This window comes from Roseateles subflavus, from assembly GCF_030285365.1.
Taxonomy (GTDB): domain Bacteria; phylum Pseudomonadota; class Gammaproteobacteria; order Burkholderiales; family Burkholderiaceae_C; genus Roseateles_B; species Roseateles_B subflavus.
In genome coordinates this window covers 562353-581231 of the sequence record NZ_JASVDS010000003.1, presented here as the reverse complement: position 1 = coordinate 581231, position 18879 = coordinate 562353, and the positions used below count along the sequence as shown (strand labels likewise).

Sequence of the window (18879 nt, the reverse complement as noted above, 5' to 3'; positions counted from 1 at the left end):
GAGGGGTTGCGGCAAGCTGTAAGACCTTCCAGACGTTAGCTCTGACAGGGCCCCACTTGTATGCAGATGCAAGCAGCCCGGGCACGGAAAAGGCAAGTCCTGACCCCTTGGATGCCCCTGCCCATCGGCCCTGCGGCCGATCGGCGCCCGCGTGCCACTGTTGCAGCAAGTAGCAGGCTCGCGCCTTCGCCGGCGATGCCCGGCACGCGGCGCGCGCCCGTCAGGGCGCCGGCTGGGCGGGCATCGCCTGCAGGCGATGCGCCAGGCGCTGGTCCAGTTCGGCGAGGGGGATGGCCAGGCGCTGCACCGCCGGCGACGGCAGCTGCCGCACGGCTTGGCCCCAGACCGGGTTGGGGAAATGGCTGTCCCAGTCGAACCGGGCGATCACGTGCCAATGCAGGTGCGGCACCACGTTGCCCAGGCTGGCCACATTGATCTTGGTGGGCTGCAGCGCGTCGCGCAGCACCTGCTCCACCGCGCAGACGGCCTCCATGCAGGCCTGCCGCTGCGGCGGTGGGAGGTCGCTGAACTCGGCCACGTGGGCCTGCCAGATGAGGCGGTAGAAGGCCGGGAAGTTCGGCTCGTCGGCACGGATGAGCCGCCAGTGCGGCGCCTGGAACACGAGATGCCCGCCGGTTTCGCGGCACAGCGGGCAGTCCGTCGGGGGGGAAGGGGCGCTCATGGCGACATCTCGGAAGCGGGAATCCGGGCAGTATCCCCCAGCGCCGGCGAGGCACTGCGCCACCGAAGGAGCCGTCATCGCCGCCCGGGCTGGGCCAGAATCCGGCACCAGAAAAGCCATTCAACGGAGACCCCATGCCGATGCCTCGCCCTTTGCTCCTGCGCCGTCAGGTGCTGACGCTGCTCGCCGGGCTTGCCAGCCTGCCCCTCCTGGCCTCGTCCGCCCAGGCCGACACCTGGCCGGCCAAGCCGATCCGCTGGGTCGTGGCCTACCCGGCCGGCGGCGGTTCAGACTTTCTCGCCCGCCAGCTGGCGCCGCAGCTGGGCCGGCAGCTGGGCCAGACCCTGGTCATCGACAACCGCCCCGGCGCGGCGGGCCAGATCGGCACGGACAACGCGGCCAAGTCCCCGCCCGACGGCTACACCCTGCTGAGCGGCGACAACGGCGTGATGGTCTTCAACGGCGCCCTCTTCCGCAAGCTGCCCTATGCCGTCAGCGATTTCGTGCCCGTGGGCTTCATGGCCCGCTTCCCGCTGGTGCTGAGCGTCAATGCGCAGTCCGGCATCACGAGTGCCGCGCAGTGGCTGACGCTGGTGAAGAAGAACCCCGGCCAGTTCAGCTATGCCTCGCCCGGCATCGGCAGCCCGCATCACCTCGCGATGGAGCTGATCAAGGAGCGCACCGGCAGCTTCATCGTCCACGTGCCCTACCGTGGGACCGCCTTCGCCACGCAGGACATGCTGGCGGGCGTCGTGCCCATGGGCGTGCTGGACACCGCCGCCGCCCTGCCCCACTTCCGCAGCGGCAAGCTCAAGCCGCTGGCCGTGCTGTCCGCCCGGCGCGTCGCGACGCTGCCGGATGTGCCGACCTTTGCCGAGCTGGGCATCCAGGACGTCGAGCTGTCCGCCTGGCAGGGGCTCTTCGTGCCCAAGGGTACGCCCGAGCCCGTCATCCAGCGCCTGAGTGCCGAGCTGCAGAAGGCGCTGGCCGTGCCCGAGCTGAAGACCCGTCTCGAAGACTTCGGCCTCGAAGTCGCGCCCAGTGACGGCGCCGCCCTGGCGAAGCACATCCAGCGCGAGACCGAGTTCTGGCATGCGCTCATCAAGTCCCGGAAGATCACCGCGGAATAGCTTCCCGCGACGGCTGGCGCGGCCCGGCCTCAGCCCCACCCGCGGCTGGGCTTCATGTGGGCCGGCCGGCCCTGCGGCCCGGCTCCCCTGCGGTGCTCACGGTCCGGAGCGGGCGCGTAACTCGCTGCATTCGCTGCGCTCATTGGCGGCCCGGCCTCAGCCCCACCCGCGGGTGGGCTTCATGTGGGCCGGCCGGCCCTGCGGCCCCCAGCTCCCCTGCGGTGCTCACGGTCCGGAGCGGACGCGTAACTCGTTGCATTCGCTGCGCTCATTGGCGGCCCGGCCTCAGCCCCACCCGCGGCCGGGCTTCATGTGGACCGGCCGGCCCTGCGGCCCCCGGCTCCCCTGCGGTGCTCACGGTCCGGAGCGGGCGCGTAACTCGCTGCATTCGCTGCGCTCATTGCGCTCGGACAAACGCGCCCAGTCAGATGACGATGCGCGCTGTCGCGCGCTGCTCCGGCCCGCTCCGCTCCTCGGCACCCCACAAGGCGCCCAGCCGCGGGCGGGGCTGAGGCCGGGCGATACATCGAGCACGGCGACGATCACGTAGCCCGTGCCGAAAGGAAAGGGCCCGCTGCGCAGCAGCCAAGCCCTCAGGCACAGCACCCGCCAAAAATAAGAAGGACCTGCTGCGCAGTAGCCAGGCCCTCACGCACAGCACCCGCCATAAGAAAGAAAAGGCCTGCTGCGCAGCAGCCAGGCCTTTTCGCCCCGCACGGAGGGTGCTGATCCGGCTCCGCCGGGCAGCCACCCTCGCCCCCCTGGGGGGGCTGGCGAAGCCAGTAGGGGGGGGGTTAAACCAACACTCGCTCGATGCCCCCGGCATTCGCCCGCGCGACATAGTCCGGCATCCACTGCTCGCCGAGCATCTGGCGGGCCATCTCGACGACGATGTAGTCGGCTTCCAGCAGGCCGTTCTGCAGGTCATTGCCGTAGCGGCTCAGGCCCTGCAGGCAGCTGGGGCAGCTGGTCAGGATCTTGAGGTCCTCCTGCGTGCCGACCTTGCCGGCATCGCGCAGCTCGGTCTCGACCTTGCGCAGCTCCTCCTCCTTGCGGAAGCGGATCTGCGTGGAGATGTCCGGCCGGGTCACGCCCAGGGTGCCGGACTCGCCGCAGCAGCGCTCGCTCTTGACCACCTCCGGGCCGACCAGGGCCCGCACCGTCTTCATCGGCTCCTGCTGCTTCATGGGCGAGTGGCAGGGGTCGTGGTAGAGGTAGGCCTTCTTGGAGTCCAGGGTGATGCCCCGCTCGAGCAGGTACTCGTGGATGTCCACGATGCGGCAGCCGGGGAAGATGTCCTCGAACTTGTAGCCCTGCAGCTGGTCGAAGCAGGTGCCGCAGGACACGACCACGGTCTTGATGTCCAGGTAGTTCAGCGTGTTGGCGACGCGATGGAAGAGCACCCGGTTGTCGGTGATCATCTTGTCGGCCTTGTCGAACTGGCCCGAGCCGCGCTGCGGGTAGCCGCAGCACAGATAGCCCGGCGGCAGCACGGTCTGCACGCCGGCATGCCACAGCATGGCCTGCGTGGCCAGGCCCACCTGGCTGAAGAGGCGCTCCGAGCCGCAGCCGGGGAAGTAGAACACCGCCTCGGAATCGACCGTCGTCTTCGCCGGGTCGCGGATGATGGGCACGTAGGCCTTGTCCTCGATGTCCAGCAGTGCGCGGGCCGTCTTCTTGGGCAGACCACCCGGGAGCTTCTTGTTGATGAAGTGGATCACCTGCTCCTTGATGGGCGCGGTGCCCACCGTGGCGCGGGGTGCCTCGGTCTGCTTGCGGGCCAGGCCCTTGAGCAGGTCGTGCGCGAAGCGCTGCGCCTTGAAGCCGACGCCCACCATGGCCGTGCGGGCCATCTTGATCGTCTCGGGGTTCGTGGCGTTGAGCATGAACATGGCCGCGGCATTGCCCGGGCGGAAGCTCTTCTGCCCCATCTTGCGCAGCAGGTTGCGCATGTTCATGGTGACGTCGCCGAAGTCGATCTTCACCGGGCAGGGCGTCGCGCACTTGTGGCAGACCGTGCAGTGGTCGGCCACGTCCTCGAACTCCTCCCAGTGCTTGATCGACACGCCGCGGCGCGTCTGCTCCTCGTACAGGAAGGCCTCGACGAGCAGCGAGGTGGCGAGGATCTTGTTGCGCGGGCTGTAGAGCAGGTTGGCGCGCGGCACATGGGTGGCACACACCGGCTTGCACTTGCCGCAGCGCAGGCAGTCCTTGACGCTCTCGCTGATGGCGCCGATGTCGCTCTGCTGCATGATCAGCGACTCATGCCCCATCAGCCCGAAGCTGGGCGTGTAGGCGTTGGTCAGGTCGGCGAAGGTGCCGTGCGTGCTGGCGTTCGGGCGCAGCAGCTTGCCCTTGTTGAAGCGGCCTTCGGGGTCGACCTCGGCCTTGTACTGGGCGAAGTCGGCCAGCTCCTCGTCGGTGAGGAACTCCAGCTTGGTGATGCCGATGCCGTGCTCGCCCGAGATGACGCCATCCAGCGAGCGCGCCAGGGTCATGATGCGGGCCACGGCCTCATGCGCCGTCTGCAGCATCTCGTAGTTGTCCGAGTTCACCGGGATGTTGGTGTGCACATTGCCGTCGCCGGCATGCATGTGCAGGGCCACCCAGACGCGGCCCTTGAGCACTTCCTGGTGGAGGCGCTTGCACTCGTCGAGGATCTCGGCGAAGGCCGCGCCCGCGAACATCGACTGCAGCGGCTTGAAGATCTGCGTCTTCCACGAGGCGCGCAGGCTCTTGTCCTGCAGCTGGTCGAAGAAGCTGCGCTGCGTGTCCGGCTGGACGACGTCGAGGCCGTCCTTCCAGGCCTGCCACAGCGCGCCGACCTCGTCGAGCAGCGCGAGCGCCTGCTGCACGCGGTCCTCCAGCAGCTCGGCGCTGGGGATCTCGCTGGCGTCGTCGGTCTTGCCCAGCGGCAGACGGTCCTGGCGGAAGAAGGTCTTGAGGCGGTCCACCAGCGCCAGCTTGTTGCGCAGCGAGAGCTCGATGTTGATGCGCTCGATGCCCAGCGTGTACTCGCCCATGCGCGGCAGCGGGATCACCACGTCCTCGTTCACCTTGAACGCGTTGGTGTGCTTGGAGATGGCGGCCGTGCGCTTGCGGTCCAGCCAGAACTTCTTGCGCGCATCGGCCGAGACAGCGATGAAGCCCTCGCCCGAACGGCCGTTGGCCAGGCGCACGACCTCGCTCGTCGCGCGGGCGACGCGGTCCTCGTCGTCGCCGACGATGTCGCCGATCAGGACCATCTTGGGCAGGCCGCCGCGCTTGCTCTTGGTCGCGTAGCCGACGGCCTTGAGGTAGCGGTCGTCGAGGTGCTCGAGGCCCGCGAGGATGGCGCCGCCCGCCTCCTTCGCCTCGGCGAACATGAAGTCCTTGATGTCCACGATGGACGGCACGCACTCCTTCGGATTGCCGAAGAACTCCAGGCAGACCGTGCGCACATGCTTGGGCATGCGGTGCACGACCCAGCGGCAGCTGGTGATCAGGCCGTCGCAGCCTTCCTTCTGGATGCCGGGCAGGCCGGCCAGGAACTTGTCGGTGACGTCCTTGCCCAGGCCCTCCTTGCGGAAGGTCTTGCCCGGGATGTCGAGGCGCTCCGTGCGCTCGAGCTTCTTGCCGGAGGCGTCGTAGTAGCGCAGCTCGAAGCTGGCGGTCTCGACGTCATGGATCTTGCCCAGGTTGTGGTTGAGGCGGATCACCTCCAGCCACTTGGCCTCGGGCGTCACCATCTTCCAGCTGGCCAGGTTGTCCAGCGCGGTGCCCCACAGCACGGCCTTCTTGCCGCCGGCGTTCATGGCGATGTTGCCGCCCACGCAGGAGGCCTCGGCGCTGGTCGGGTCCACGGCGAAGACGAAGCCGTGCTGCTCGGCGAGGTCGGACACGCGCTGCGTCACCACGCCCGCCTCGCTGAAGACGGTGGCCACGGGCCGGTCCAGGCCCGGCAGCTGGATCATCTCGACGCCGCGCAGGGCCTCGAGCTTCTCGGTGTTGATGACGGCGCTCTTCCACACGAGCGGCACGGCGCCGCCGGTGTAGCCGGTGCCGCCTCCCCGCGGGATGATGGTCAGCCCGAGCTCGATGCAGCCCTTCACCAGGCGGGCCATCTCGGCCTCGGAATCGGGCGTGAGCACGACGAAGGGGTACTCGACGCGCCAGTCGGTGGCGTCGGTCACGTGGGCCACGCGGGACAGACCGTCGAACTTGATGTTGTCGCGCGCCGTGTGGCGGCCCAGCGCCTTGGTGGCCCGGCGGCGCAGCTCGGCCACCTCCTCGAACTGGTCGGCGAACTGGCGCACCGCCTGGCCGGCGAGCTGCAGCAGCTCGCCCACGGACGCGTCGCGCTGCGGGTCGGCTTCCGGCTTGCGGCGGCGCTCGACCTCGTGCAGGCGGTGGTGCAGGGCCTCAATCAGCTGGCCGCGGCGCTTGGGGTTGTCCAGCAGGTCGTCCTGCAGATAGGGATTGCGCTGCACCACCCACACATCGCCCAGCACCTCGTAGAGCATGCGGGCGGAGCGGCCCGTCTGGCGCTCCTCGCGCAGCGAGTTCAGCAGGTCCCAGGCGCGGGCGCCGAGGATGCGGATGACGATCTCGCGGTCGGAGAAGGAGGTGTAGTTGTAGGGAATCTCGCGCAGGCGCGGTGCCTCGTGCGCGGCCTCGTTCGCGATGGCGGGGTCCAGGATCTCGGGCATCAGGGGATGCGGTGCATTCATGGCGTCCGGGCCCGGTCGGGGGCCCTGGTTGTCCGCGGCGGCAAGCTGCCGCGGGCGTGGCTGGAACAGTGGAACCGGGCCTCGTCAGGCCGCGCTCCGGGTGCGAGCGGGCCCTGCGCCCCTTCCCGACCCGCCCCACCGAGGCCCCGGGCGGATCGCACCCGGCAGCCCGGCGCCGGCGCAGGCATCGCGGCTCCGCGTGGGAACCGCCTTTGCCTGACTGGGCATCGGGCCTGAATCCTACCGCAGTGCACCATGCGCACACGCCCCGCCGAGGCCATCGCCCCAGGAGATCCGGGGCTGTTCAGGCCCCTTGCGAACCCCTCAGAATCGAACCACCACTGCCATCGCACCTCATGAGCACCGACACCCCCCCCTGGCCCCTGCCCTTCTGGATCGCCCATCGCGGCGCCGGCCGCCTGGCCCCGGAGAACACGCTGGCGGCCTTCCGCGCGGGCGCCGCCTTCGGCTATCGCGCCTTCGAATGCGACCTCAAGCTTTCGCGGGACGGCGTGCCCTTCTTGCTGCATGACGATGACTTGGACCGCACCAGCTCCGGCCGCGGACCGGCCGGGGCGCAGGATTGGAGTCAGCTCTCCAGACTGGACGCCGGGCGCTGGCACAGCCGCCAGCACGCGGGCGAGCCCCTCGCCTCGCTGGAGGCCATGGCCGCCTTCCTGATCGCGAACCAGCTGGCGATCAACATCGAGCTCAAGCCGAATCCGGGCCAGGCCTGGGAGACGGGCGAGGTGCTGGGCCGCGAGGTGACGCGCCTGTGGGCCGGCCAGACGCTGCGCCCGGTCTTCAGCTCCTTCGATCCCGAGGCGCTGGCCGGCGTGCGCCACAGCGCGCCCGACGAGCGCCGCGCGCTGCTGCTGAACCTGCCTCGCGACAGCTGGCTGGACGAGGCGAAGGCGCTGGGCTGCTGTGCCGTCATCACGAACTACCTGCTGATGGACGCCGCGCGCCTGGACGCCATCCACGCGGCCGGCATGCGGGCCCTCGTCTACACCGTCAACGACGAGCCCACCGCGCAGCGCCTGCGCGCGCTGGGGCTGGACGGGCTGATCACCGACGCCGTGGACCGCTTCAGCCCGGCCGCCTGAGCGCGCCGCTCAGGGCCAGCGCGCGTAGATGCACTGGTCGACCGGCTCGCCGTCCACTCCCAGCATGGCGTGGCGCAGCACCGCCTCCAGCGTGAAGCCGTTGCGCTCCGCCACGGCGCGGCTGCGCGTGTTGCGGGCATCGCAGCGGATCTCCAGCCGGCGCGCCCGCAGCTGCTCGAAGGCCAGGCGGCTGAGCCGCTGCACCATCTCACTGACGTAGCCCTGCCCCTGCGCGGAGCTGCGCACCCAGTAGCCGATCTCAAAGCGCCGCAGCGCCCAGTCCATGCGGTGCAGGCCGCAGCCGCCCAGCAGGCGGCCCGGGCGGCCGTCCTCGCCCCGGCGGAAGAAGTAGTAGCAGAGGTCCTCGCGCAGCAGGAAGCGGGCCTGCATCTGGCGCATCACGGCCTCGCTGTCCTCCACGGCAGGCAAGGCCTGGCACCAGGGCATCCAGGGGCGCAGCTGCTCGAAGGACTCGACCACCGCCGCGTTGACGGCCTGCCCGAAGCCGGCCCGGGCCGACAGCAGGACGAGCCGCTCGCTGCTGAGCTCCTCGGGCACCTTCAGCAGCACCAGGGGCGGCACGGCGCTGGGGGTGTTCACATCACTCATCGCACGCGCCTCACTTCGCCGAGACGCCCTGCGCGCCGACGTCCGGGATCAGACCGGGCTGGGCCTCGGCCCCGAGGGTGGACTCCGTGCCGAGGTCCTGCAGCACCGGCAGCACGGCCACGCCGCGGATCGTGCCCAGGCGCCACACCACCGCGCTCAGCAGCAGGCCGCCCAGGCCCGCGAACATCAGCGAGGCACGCAGGTCCACGTGCTCGCCCAGCCAGCCGCCCAGCAGGGCGCCGGGGCCGGCGGGGATCAGGATCAGCCAGCGCATCGTGCTCGTCATGCGGCCCAGCAGCGGCGCGGGCGTCACGGCCTGGCGCAGCGAGAGGAAGTTGATGAAGATGAGCACGGCGCCCACGCCGAAGGTGAACAGCATGAAGGCGAAGGCCGCCACGCCCCAGGGTCCCAGCGGGGCCAGGCCCAGCACGAGCCAGCCCAGGCCACAGGTGGCAAAGCCGGCGATGAGGCTCGGGCCGGGGCCCAGGCGCTTGCTGATCCGATGGCCCAGCACGCTCGTGATCACGGTGCCGGCACCGAGCGCCACGTAGCACAGGCCCACCGTCTCGCCGGACAGGCCCAGCGTGCGCGTCGCGAAGAGGATCTGCACCACCAGCGCGGCGTTGTAGAAGAACTGCCAGCCGCCCACGGCGCAGGCCAGCGCCACCAGCAGCTGCTGGTGCCGCACGAAGCGCACGCCCGCCTTGAGGTCGCGCCAGAAGTCCGCGCCCGAGACATGGTGCAGCTCCTCCCGCACGCGGATGCCGCGCAGGATCAGCGCGGAGACCATCACCAGGCAGGCGTCCGCCGCCAGGGCCATGGGCGCGCCGAGGAGCTTGATCAGCGCCCCGGCAAGACCCGGCCCCACGACCTCGGCGCCGGACGAGGCCAGCGCGTTCTTCGCGTGCGCCTCCACCAGGCGGTCCCGGGTGACGACCTGCGTCAGCACGATCTGCGCGGCGCTGCCGGCGATCGTGTAGATGGTGCCGAGGATGAAGCCGACGACGTAAAGCCAGCTCATCGTGAGCCAGCCCATCCAGGCGGCCACCGGCACCGTGCCGACGGCCAGGCCCAGCACGGCCTCGCCGACGATGTAGACGGGCAGCTTTCGCACGCGGTCCAGCCACACGCCGCCGGGCAGCGAGAAAAGCACGAAGGGCGCGATCTCCATGGAGGTCAGCAGCCCCATCTGCGTGGGCGTGGCGTTGAGCAGCACGGCCGCGGTGAGCGGCAGCGCGAGCAGGGTGATCTGCCCCCCGAGGGAGCTGATGAGGATCGAGGTCCAGAGCCGGCGGTACACGCGGTCTCGCAGCAGGTCTCCGTCGGGGAGGGTCAGGGCTTGCTTGATCCGGTCCAGCCAGCCGGTGGCTTGGGCTTGCATGAAAATCTCCGAAGGCCGGCTCTCGTGGAGACGGCATCTGCCTGCGGGTGCGCAGGCTTGCAGGAAAAGAGGCCGTCGCGGCAGCGCCGCAACCAGGCCGATCGTCTGTGCCGAGGGTCAGTGCCGAGCGTCAGTGCCGAAGCTCGGCGCCAGACTTCAATGCGGCGAACGACCTCGCCCCGGCACGCACGGACGCGCCGAGACGGCACGGCGGGTGCAGCGTCTGGTGCGGTCGAGCAGCTTGGTCATGGGGCGTCCTGCGGCAGGGTGGGAGGGTCCGGGCATGCTAGCAGCGGCACGGGGGCGACCACAAGCACGGCGGCGCCAGCTTCGCACAATGTCCCCTGTTCATGCAGTGCTGATGGTCAGGGGCGGCGCACCAGGACGCGCTCCGGCGCCCCCCCCCCCGGGGGCGCGTTCAGAAGCCCACGGCCGCCCCGTCGCGGCGCGGGTCGCTCGCGGCGGCATAGCCCTCGACGGCCGGATCGCCCAGGCGCCAGATGAACTGACCGGCGCCGAAGTCCTGGTAGCTGTCGTGGATGTCGCCGATCTCGTGGCCCAGGGCGGCCAGGGCGGCGACGGTCTGCGGTGCCATGTGCGGCTCCACGTTGATCGAGCGCCCGGCATTGAAGCGCCAGCGCGGCGCGTCGCACGCCGCCTGCGGCTGCTGGCCGTGGTCCAGCATGCGCACGAGCGTCTGCAGATGGCCCTGCGGCTGCATGTTGCCGCCCATCACGCCGAAGCTCATCTGCGCCTGGCCGTCCCGGGTGAGGAAGGCCGGGATGATGGTGTGGAAGGGCCGCTTGCCCGGCGCCACCTGGTTGGGGTGGCCGTCCGCCAGCGTGAAGCAGTGGCCGCGGTTCTGCAGGGAGACGCCGTAGCCCGGCAGCACGAGGCCGGAGCCGAAGCCCATGTAGTTGCTCTGGATGAAGCTGACCATCATGCCGCGCTCGTCGGCGGCGGTCAGGTAGATGGTGCCGCCCTTGACCGGGTTGCCCGGCGCAAAGTCCATGGCCCGCGACGGGTCGATCAGCGCCGCCCGCCGGGCCAGGTAGGCCTCGTCCAGCATCGCCTCGACGGAACGGTCCATCGCCGCGGGCTCGGCCACGTAGCGGTAGACATCGGCGAAGGCGAGCTTCATGGCCTCGATCTGCAGGTGCAGGCCGGCCGCATCGTCCGGGCCGTGCTCGCGGTAGCGCGTGTGCCGCAGGATGCCCAGCGCGATGAGCGCCGCGATGCCCTGCCCGTTCGGCGGGATCTCGTGCAATGCGTGGCCGGCGTGCGTCTGCTGGATGGGATCGACCCACTGCGGGCGGTAGGCCGCGAGATCCGCCTCGGTGAGGTCGCCACCGGTGTCGCGCGCGAAGGCCGCCAGCGCGGCGGCGATCTCGCCGCGGTAGAAGGCCTCGCCCTTCGTCTGCGCGATGAGCCGCAGGCTGCGGGCGGCGTCCGGGAAGCGGAACAGCTCGCCGACCGCCGGCGCGCGCCCGCGCGGCAGGAAGGCCTGCGCGAAGCCCGCCTGCGTGGTGAGCTCCTCCAGCGCCGCGGCCATCGCCCACTTGCCCTGCACACCCACGGGCACCGCATAGCCGCGCTCGGCGATCTCGATGGCCGGCGCCATCAGGTCGGCAAAGGGCAGCCGGCCGAAGCGCTCGCTGAGCGCCATCCAGGCCCCGACGGCGCCGGGCACCGTCACGCCGCCCCAGCCGCGCTTGGGCATGGCGTCCTGCGCGCAGCCATAGCGGCGGCGGATGTGGGCAGGCGTCCATGCCTGCGGCGCGGGACCGGAGGCATTGAGGCCATGCAGGCGCTGGCCGTCCCACAGGATGCAGAAGGCGTCGGAGCCCAGACCATTGCTGCAGGGCTCGACCAGCGTCATGACCGCCGCGCAGGCCACGGCCGCATCCACCGCATTGCCGCCCGCGGCCAGCATGCGCAGGCCCGCCTGAGCCGCCAGCGGGTGCGAGGTGGACACGACGTTGCGCGCGAACACGGGGCTGCGCGTGCTCGCGTAGGGGTTGTGCCAATCGAAGCGGTGGGTCATGGGTGTCTCCTGTGCTGGCGTCGATTCTGTCACCCGACTGCCGCCGCGCATCAGGCAAGACCTGACCCCACTGCTTCGCCTCTCGCCGGCTCGTTTTGCAGATCTGCAACACAGATGTAACGCTTTGAAAGGGCGCTTCCCGGCGTCAACTGGCGCTCGTCGGGTCTCGTTGAGGAGGCACAAGTTCACCAACCCTGGAGCCCCCAGATGAAAGCACTGAAGACTGCACTGATCCCCTCGATGCTGGCCCTGATCGCCACGGTGGCATCGGCCCAGCAGGCATCCGGGACGAGCGCAGCACCAGCTGCCACGGCAACCGCTAGCACGCAGACTGCGCAGCCCGCGAGCCCCAAGAATCCGGCGGTCGAGAAGAGCACGAAGGCTGCGGCGAGCACCCCCGCCCCGATCGGCTCCGCGCCCGCCACTGCCACCGGCAAGCACGCAGCCGGTGCCCAGGTGAAGGCCGCCCCTGACACGGCAGCCACCCCGGCCCCCTCGCCCGCCGCAGCGGTCAAGCCGGCCCCGACCAAGACCCCGGGCTGAGCGGCCCCAAGCCCTCCGCCGCCTTCCTGACACCCCGATTTCCTTCACTCACGACAAGGACCTGACCATGAACACCAAGACCACCCTGATCGCTTCCCTGCTGGCCCTGAGCGGTGCCGCCTTCGCCCAGGCCCCGGCCGCTCCGGCCACCACGGCTCCGGCCGCCACGCCGGCTGCCACGGCGCCTGCCGCCACCACCACGCCGGCCGCCAAGCCCGCGGCCACCAGCCCGGCCACCGCGCCGGCCACGGCAGCGCCGCAGATCAAGCCCGTCGCCGCCGCGAGCACCGCCGCCCCGGCTGCGCCTGTCGCGGAGAAGACGGCCGAGGCCAAGCCCATGCACAAGATGGAGCACAAGGCGGAGCACAAGCATGTGCACAAGGCCAGCCACAAGGAGGGCGCGAAGGAGGGCGCCAAGGAGGCGGCCCCGGCTGCTGAAGCCAAGCCTGCCGCCCCCGTGACCCCGGCCGCCACCCCGGCACCCGCCACGGCCAAGACGGACAGCAAGACCGAGGCTCCCAAGAAGTAAGCCTCGTCCCTGACCCAGCGGAATGTCCTGGCGGCTCCGGCCGCCTTGAGCCGGCACCTCGTGTGCCGGCTTTCTTTTTGGCGCTGCATCTCGCGCCGCTGCGACGGCGTTTCGCGGCACGGCAGGCCACCCCGTCGCGTCGGCCTCGCCCGACGCAGGCCCGTTGCCTACGCTGCGTCCCATGTACCCACCCCGACATGAGGACGCCATGAACCACCGCCCCCAACGCTCCCTGCTCGCCGCCCTCGGCGGCTGCGCCGCCGCCCTGTGCATCGCCAGCGCCCACGCCCTGCCGGAGGCCGCGCTGCAGGCCGCCGTCGCCCAGTTCACCGAGGCGAGCAAGGGCAAGGCCGATGCCACCGATGCCAGCTCGGAGCAGTTCCAGGCCCTGCTCAAGGCCGAGCCCGGTCACCCCCTGCTGATGAGCTACCTCGGCGCCACCACCACGCTCAAGGCGCGCGACGCCTGGGCGCCGTGGAAGAAGATGAGCTATGCCGAGGATGGGCTGGCTCTGATCGACAAGGCGATCGGCCTGCTGGGCCCGGAGCATGACCAAGCCCTGGTCCAGGGCACGCCGGTCAGCCTGCAGACCCGCTTCGTCGCAGCCAACACCTTCCTCGGACTGCCGGAGATGTTCAACCGCGGTCCGCGCGGCCGGCAGTTGCTGGAGGAGATCCAGGCCAGCCCGCTGTTCGCCAAGGCACCGGGCGGATTCCAGGGCGCCGTCCTCATGCGTTCCGCCCGTCAGGCCGAGCAGGCCAAGGACCTGCCGCGTGCCCGCGGCCTGTACCAGCAGGTGCTGGCCCGCCAGCTGCCCCAGGCGGGGGACGCCCAGGCCGCGCTGAAGGGCGTGCAGTGAGTGCCGCCTCGGTGATGGTCTTGCGCGGCGTGCGCAAGACCTATCGGCTCGGCGAGCATGTGGTGCCGGCGCTGCAGGGCGTCGACCTCGACGTCCAGGCAGGCGAGCTGCTGGCCCTCACCGGGCCGTCCGGCAGCGGCAAGAGCACCCTGCTCAACCTCTGCGGCCTGATCGACAGTCCCGACGAGGGTCAGGTCTTGCTCGACGGCCGCCCGGTCGACGCCCGCCAGGCGCTCGCGGCCACGCTGCTGCGGCGCGACGCCATCGGCTTCGTGTTCCAGAGCTTCAACCTCGTGCCGGTGATGACGGTCGCGGAGAACGTCGACTACCCGCTGTTCCTCGCCGGCGTGCCGGCCGCCGAGCGTCGCCGACGTGTCGATGAGGCCCTGGTGCAGGTCGGGCTCTCGGCGCATGCGGCCCACCGGCCGGACGCCCTCTCCGGTGGCCAGCGCCAGCGCGTGGCCATGGCCCGCGCGCTGGTCAAGCGGCCGCGCCTCGTGATCGCCGACGAGCCCACCGCCAGCCTCGACTCCCACACCGCGGAGCAGGTGCTGGGTCTGATGCGCCGCCTGGCCCACGAGGGCGGCGCCGCCTTCCTCATTGCCACCCACGACGAACGGCTGACGCGCCGCTGCGACCGCGTGATCGGCCTGCTGGACGGCCGCATCGTCCGTGCCGCGGCACCTGGCGACGACACGTCTCGCCACCTCCCCGCATCCACCGCATCCGCCCAGGAGGCCCACGCATGAACGCCCTGATGAAATGGATGCACTTCGCCTGGTTGAACGCCTTGCGCAACAAGCGACGCTCGGCCGTGACGCTGTCCATCGCCGCGCTGGGCACCGCCGGCCTGCTGCTGGCCAGCGGCTTCGCGCTGTTCACCTACGAGAGCCTCGCGCAGTCCGCCGCCCGCAGCACCGGCCACCTGGTGATGGGCACGCCGGCCCAGTTCAGCCAGGATGAGGACACGCCGCTGCAGCATGGCCTCGACGACTGGCAGCCCCTGCGCCGGGCCGTGCTGGCCGAGCCGGAGGTGCGCCAGGTGCTGCCACGGGTGGAGTTCACGGGGCTGATCTCCAACGGCGAGAAGTCGACGGTGATGATGGCCAACGGCATCGACGCCGACGCCGAGTTCGCCGTGAAGGGCCCCTTCCTGCAGGTCAAGGCCGGCGAGGTGATCCTGAGCCGTGAGCGCCAGGTGGTGATGCTGGGCGAGGGCCTGGCGAAAAGTCTCAAGGCCGGCCCCGGCAGCAGCCTCACCCTGCTGGCCAGCACCACCGCAGGGGCGCTCAACGCCGTCGACGTGACGGTGCGCGGGGTCGTGTCCACCGGCATCGCCGAGCTGGACAAGCGCCTCGTCTACCTTGACCTGCCCAGCGCCCAGGCCCTGCTGGCCACGGAGCGCGTCTCGACACTCGGCGTGTTCCTCAAGGACATGGCCAGCACCGCCCCGCTGCAGCAGCGTCTGCAGGGGGCGCATGGCGGGCTGCAGGTCAAGACCTGGCTGGATCTCGCGACCTTCTACAAGGCCGTGCGCGACCTCTACAACCGCATCTTCGGCGCGCTGGGCCTGATCATTGCGCTGATCGTGCTCTTCGTGGTCGCCAACGCCATGGCCATGGCCATCATCGAGCGCACCCGGGAGATCGGCACGCTGCGCGCGCTGGGGACGACGCCACGGCAGCTGCTCACGACACTGTCCCTGGAAGGCCTCGTGCTGGGCGGCGGCGGCGCGGTGCTGGGCGCCCTGCTGTCCCTCGGCATCAGTCTGCTGCTGATGGTGGTGCCGGTCATGATGCCGCCCCCGCCCGGCTCCACCAAGGGCTACCCGCTGCACATCGCCATTGACGGCCCGCTCTATGGCTGGACGCTGCTCGTCATGCTGCTGCTGACCGGCCTCAGCGCCGCCCTCGTCGCCCGCAGGACCGTGCACCAGCCCGTGGTCGACGCCCTGGCCCACGTCTGAACTCCCCGATCGAAAGAGACCGCCCATGAAGCCCCTGAATGCCCTCGCGGTGCTGTGCGCCGCCCTGATCGCCCCCCCTGCCGCCCACGCGCTGGACGCGAGCACGGTGCTGCGCCATGCCGACGCCTACCGCACCGGCGGCGCGACGCAGCAGCAGGTCGAAACGGAGGTCCGCGTGCTCCACGCGGACGGCTCGCTCGACAAGGAACGCCGCTACACGGTGCTCACGCAGACGGACCACCGTTCGCTGGTGCTCATGCAGAGTCCGGCGGAGAAGGGCCAGAAGGTGCTGATGCTGGGCGACGACTTCTGGCTGCTGATGCCCGCCAGCCAGCGCCCCCTGCGCATCACGCCGCTGCAGAAGCTGCTGGGCGACGCCTCCACCGGCGATGTGGCCACGCTGTCCTGGAGCGAGGACTACGGCGGCGAGATCCTGGCCGAGGAACGATGCGGCGATCAGGCCTGCCTCAAGCTCTCGCTGCAGGCCACGCGCAAGGGCGTCAGCTACCAGCGCATTCTGCTGTGGGTGGGCAAGACCCGGCACGAACCGCTGCGGGCCGAGCTCTATGTGCAGTCGGACAAGCTCGCGAAGACGGCCGAGTTCCGCTACGAGAAGCTGGAGAAGGGCACCCCGCTGATCAGCGAGATGCTGCTGCAGGACGCGCTCTCGCAGCGAAAGCTGACGCAGGTGCGCTACCTCGCCCGCAAGCCCCGCGAGGTGCCCGAGGCCTGGTTCAACCCGATGTTCCTGGCGCGCAGCCCGAACCTGGAGTGAGGCGGATGAGCCGGCACTTTCTCGTGATGGCGCTGTCCATGGGCCTGGGCGCAGCGCAGGCGGACGTCCTGGACGAAAGCAGCGTGCAGTGGCGCAGCCAGGTCCAGTCCGCGGAGCGCAGCCGGCAGGGGCCGCTGGCGGCGGCCGAGGCGCTGCAGCCTGGCATCGACGGCGCGCCGCGCCAGACGCTGCTGCTGGAGGCCGAGTGGCGGGCGCGCCGTGGCCCGGTGAACGCCACCCTCTACGCCCAGCATCTGCAGCGCGACCACGGCGCCGCCCGCAGCCACGCGGCCGTCAACGAGCTCTACACCTCGGGCGACTGGGGCGGCGCGGACGGATGGCAGTACAGCCTCGGCCGCAAGCTCGTCAGCTGGGACGTGGGCTACGCCTTCCGGCCCAACGACATGGTGGCGCAGGAGGAGCGCCGCACGCTGCTGGGCACATACAGCCGCGGCCGTCCGGTGCTGCAGCTGGAGCGCTTCAGCGCCGAGACCGCCTGGAGCCTCGTCTGGGTGAACCCGGCGGACGCGGCGGGGCAAGGCGCGGACGAGGAGGCGCTGGCCTTGCGCGTCTACCAGCGCGCCGGGGCCTGGGACTGGCACGGCTTCGCCCGCCTGGGCCGGGAACAGCGCGCCAGCGTGGGCGCCGCCTTCTCATGGGTCGCCAGCGACGCGCTGGAGCTGCATGCTTCGGCGCGGGTCAACGAGCGCAGCCTCGTCTGGCGCCTGGACACGCACGCGCCGATCCCCGCGGCGGCCTCGCCCTGGCGTCGCGAGGCGCAGTCGGGCAGCAGCCAGCTGCTGCTGGGCGGCACGTGGACGACGGCGTCACAGCTCAGTCTGCTGGTGGAGTACTGGTGGGATTCGCAGGCGATGTCCCGCGCGGACGCGGACGCCTGGCGGGATCGCGGCACGGCGCTGGTGCAGCAAGGCCTGCATGCGCCGGCCGCGCTGCACGCGGCCATTGCCGGCAACCTCGCCTGGCAGGCCCAGGGCTTCGCCAGCAGCAGCCTGCAGCGCCACAACGTCTTTGCGCGGCTGAGCGGCACGCACGGCGCCTGGAGCTGGGCGGGGGATGTGCTGTGGGCCCCGCAGGACGGCGGGCGCCTGCTGACGGCCTCCGTGGCCTGGCAGGGCGATCGATGGAACCTGCAGGCCGGGCTGCGCCAGTGGGCCGGGCCGGCCGACAGCATGATCGCTCAGCTGCCGACGCGCCGGCTGGCCTTCGCGGCCGCGGCGCTGGCCTTCTGAGGCACGAGGCCTCCGCTGCAAATGAAAAGACCGGACAGCGGTCCGGTCTTCAGGGGGCCGACGTGTGCGCCGTCCCGCGGGGAAGGCCCGCTCAGGCGGTGGCGAGGCGGATCACGCGACGGGTCTGCGCCAGGGGCGCGGCCATCACGGCGGGCACCGAGCCCTGCTTCGCCAGCGCCTCGTCGAAGACTTCGCGGGCGCAATCCTGGCAGGCGCCGCAGGCCGAGGCCACGCGGGTGTCATCCTGCAGGACGTCGAAGTTGGACGTGCCCTCGGCGACGGCTCGGCGGATGTCGCGGTCAGAAACGCGGTGGCAGAGGCAGACGATCATGGTCCGAGGCTCGGGTCGGTGAATCAGTACGCAGATGCTAACGCAAACGCGAACGTTTCTCAATTACCAACCCTGACGTCGGCGGGGCCATCCCCGACCGCCGCACGCGCGTCAGCTGCCGCTGCCCGCGCCCATCTGGGACTGCAGCCAGTTCTGCTCGCCCAGCTGGTTGACCAGCTCGATCTGGGTCTCGAGGTGGTCGATGTGCTCCTCGGTGTCCGCGAGGATCTCCTCCAGCACCTGGCGCGAGACGTAGTCCCGCACGCTCTCGCAGTAGGCGATGGCCTCCTTCAGCAGGGGGTGGGAGCCGGTCTCGATGCGCAGATCGCAATGCAGGATCTCCACAGCGTTCTCGCCGATGTACAGCTTGCCGAGGTCCTGCAGATTGGGCAGGCCCTCCAGCATCAGGATGCGGTCCATCAGCTTGTCGGCATGCTTCATCTCCTCGATGGACTCTTCGTACTCATGCTTGGCGAGGCGCTCCAGGCCCCAGTTCTTCAGCATGCGGTAATGGAGGAAGTACTGGTTGATGGCCGTCAGCTCATTCTTCAGCTGGGCATTGAAGTACTCGATGACCTTGGCATCACCTTTCATGGCGGGCTCCTGTGCGGTGTCTTGTGGCTGGCGCGGGCTGCCCCCGAGTGGCGGCAGCGGTGGAGGCTGATTGTGGCCCCGCCGGCGGGTGTTCGCAGACCCGCCCCTGCAATCATTGACAGCTTGCAATTGCGAATTATTCGCATTTATGATTCAGGCATGGACAAACCTTCCTTCATCCCCCCCACGCCCTCGGCCGCACTGCCGCAGCGCCTGCCGAGCCCGCCGCCCCGGCGCCTGCACAGCCGCGAGCTGCTGGGCCAGGACCGCGAACTCGAGATCGAGCACGCCGGCCAGCTCTACCGCCTGCGGCTCACGCAGCTGGGCAAGCTGATCCTGACCAAATAGCCTCGCGCCGCCGTCGCGCGCCA

The 18879-nt window shown here is 70.5% G+C and carries 17 protein-coding genes; 10 read left to right on the top strand and 7 right to left on the bottom strand.

Annotated elements, in window-relative coordinates:
• Nucleotides 1-220: 220 nt before the first annotated feature.
• Entirely contained in the window at nucleotides 221-682 is a 462-nt protein-coding gene (locus QRD43_RS13605) for an HIT family protein (protein WP_285983008.1), read from the bottom strand.
• Between the two features lie 134 nt (nucleotides 683-816).
• Between QRD43_RS13605 and QRD43_RS13600 the strand changes: the two genes are divergently transcribed.
• On the top strand, nucleotides 817-1812 hold the full coding sequence (locus tag QRD43_RS13600; protein ID WP_285983007.1) for a Bug family tripartite tricarboxylate transporter substrate binding protein: 996 nt from the start codon (nucleotides 817-819) through the stop codon (nucleotides 1810-1812).
• Nucleotides 1813-2606: 794 nt separating this feature from the next.
• On the opposite strand, the gene QRD43_RS13595 is transcribed toward QRD43_RS13600, so the two are convergent.
• A complete protein-coding gene (locus tag QRD43_RS13595) occupies nucleotides 2607-6521 on the bottom strand; it encodes a DUF3683 domain-containing protein (RefSeq protein WP_285983006.1) in 3915 nt (1304 codons plus the stop codon).
• 356 nt (nucleotides 6522-6877) lie between these two features.
• Between QRD43_RS13595 and ugpQ the strand changes: the two genes are divergently transcribed.
• Entirely contained in the window at nucleotides 6878-7627 is a 750-nt protein-coding gene (ugpQ, locus tag QRD43_RS13590; RefSeq protein WP_285983005.1) for a glycerophosphodiester phosphodiesterase, read from the top strand.
• 9 nt (nucleotides 7628-7636) lie between these two features.
• Here ugpQ and QRD43_RS13585 read toward each other — a convergent pair whose 3' ends face one another.
• The 3 genes from QRD43_RS13585 to QRD43_RS13575 all read right to left on the bottom strand — a co-directional run bounded on the left by QRD43_RS13585 (nucleotide 7637) and on the right by QRD43_RS13575 (nucleotide 11661).
• Complete coding sequence (locus QRD43_RS13585; protein WP_285983004.1) at nucleotides 7637-8236, bottom strand: GNAT family N-acetyltransferase; 600 nt, start codon at nucleotides 8234-8236, stop codon at nucleotides 7637-7639.
• Between the two features lie 10 nt (nucleotides 8237-8246).
• Complete coding sequence (locus QRD43_RS13580) at nucleotides 8247-9617, bottom strand: MFS transporter (protein ID WP_285983003.1); 1371 nt, start codon at nucleotides 9615-9617, stop codon at nucleotides 8247-8249.
• 418 nt (nucleotides 9618-10035) lie between these two features.
• Nucleotides 10036-11661, bottom strand: coding sequence for a gamma-glutamyltransferase family protein (locus QRD43_RS13575; RefSeq protein WP_285983002.1), 1626 nt, complete (start codon nucleotides 11659-11661; stop codon nucleotides 10036-10038).
• Nucleotides 11662-11868: 207 nt separating this feature from the next.
• Here QRD43_RS13575 and QRD43_RS13570 point away from each other — a divergent pair, with 207 nt between their 5' ends.
• The 7 genes from QRD43_RS13570 (at nucleotide 11869) to QRD43_RS13540 (ending at nucleotide 17583) form a co-directional block, all read left to right on the top strand.
• A complete protein-coding gene (locus QRD43_RS13570) occupies nucleotides 11869-12204 on the top strand; it encodes a hypothetical protein (RefSeq protein ID WP_285983001.1) in 336 nt (111 codons plus the stop codon).
• 67 nt (nucleotides 12205-12271) lie between these two features.
• Nucleotides 12272-12733 (top strand): hypothetical protein, encoded by a 462-nt coding sequence (locus tag QRD43_RS13565; protein ID WP_285983000.1) that lies wholly within the window; start codon nucleotides 12272-12274, stop codon nucleotides 12731-12733.
• A gap of 208 nt (nucleotides 12734-12941) precedes the next feature.
• A complete protein-coding gene (locus QRD43_RS13560) occupies nucleotides 12942-13592 on the top strand; it encodes a hypothetical protein (protein WP_285982999.1) in 651 nt (216 codons plus the stop codon).
• Nucleotides 13589-14341 (top strand): ABC transporter ATP-binding protein, encoded by a 753-nt coding sequence (locus QRD43_RS13555; protein WP_285982998.1) that lies wholly within the window; start codon nucleotides 13589-13591, stop codon nucleotides 14339-14341. The genes QRD43_RS13560 and QRD43_RS13555 overlap by 4 nt, the downstream gene beginning before the upstream one ends.
• The gene (locus tag QRD43_RS13550; RefSeq protein ID WP_285982997.1) at nucleotides 14338-15558 is read left to right on the top strand and encodes an ABC transporter permease; all 1221 of its coding nucleotides are present in this window, start codon (nucleotides 14338-14340) and stop codon (nucleotides 15556-15558) included. Before QRD43_RS13555 ends, QRD43_RS13550 begins: the two co-directional genes overlap by 4 nt.
• A gap of 25 nt (nucleotides 15559-15583) precedes the next feature.
• Entirely contained in the window at nucleotides 15584-16333 is a 750-nt protein-coding gene (locus QRD43_RS13545; protein ID WP_285982996.1) for an outer membrane lipoprotein-sorting protein, read from the top strand.
• Nucleotides 16334-16338: 5 nt separating this feature from the next.
• A complete protein-coding gene (locus tag QRD43_RS13540; RefSeq protein ID WP_285982995.1) occupies nucleotides 16339-17583 on the top strand; it encodes a hypothetical protein in 1245 nt (414 codons plus the stop codon).
• Between the two features lie 91 nt (nucleotides 17584-17674).
• Here the strand turns inward: QRD43_RS13540 and QRD43_RS13535 are convergent, their stop codons facing one another.
• Together QRD43_RS13535 and bfr are read right to left on the bottom strand one after the other, a co-directional pair.
• The gene (locus QRD43_RS13535) at nucleotides 17675-17914 is read right to left on the bottom strand and encodes a (2Fe-2S)-binding protein (protein WP_285982994.1); all 240 of its coding nucleotides are present in this window, start codon (nucleotides 17912-17914) and stop codon (nucleotides 17675-17677) included.
• Nucleotides 17915-18025: 111 nt separating this feature from the next.
• Complete coding sequence (bfr, locus tag QRD43_RS13530) at nucleotides 18026-18508, bottom strand: bacterioferritin (RefSeq protein WP_285982993.1); 483 nt, start codon at nucleotides 18506-18508, stop codon at nucleotides 18026-18028.
• Nucleotides 18509-18667: 159 nt separating this feature from the next.
• On the opposite strand from bfr, the gene hemP reads away from it, so the two are divergent.
• Nucleotides 18668-18856 (top strand): hemin uptake protein HemP, encoded by a 189-nt coding sequence (hemP, locus tag QRD43_RS13525; protein ID WP_285982992.1) that lies wholly within the window; start codon nucleotides 18668-18670, stop codon nucleotides 18854-18856.
• The last annotated feature ends 23 nt before the right edge of the window (nucleotides 18857-18879 follow it).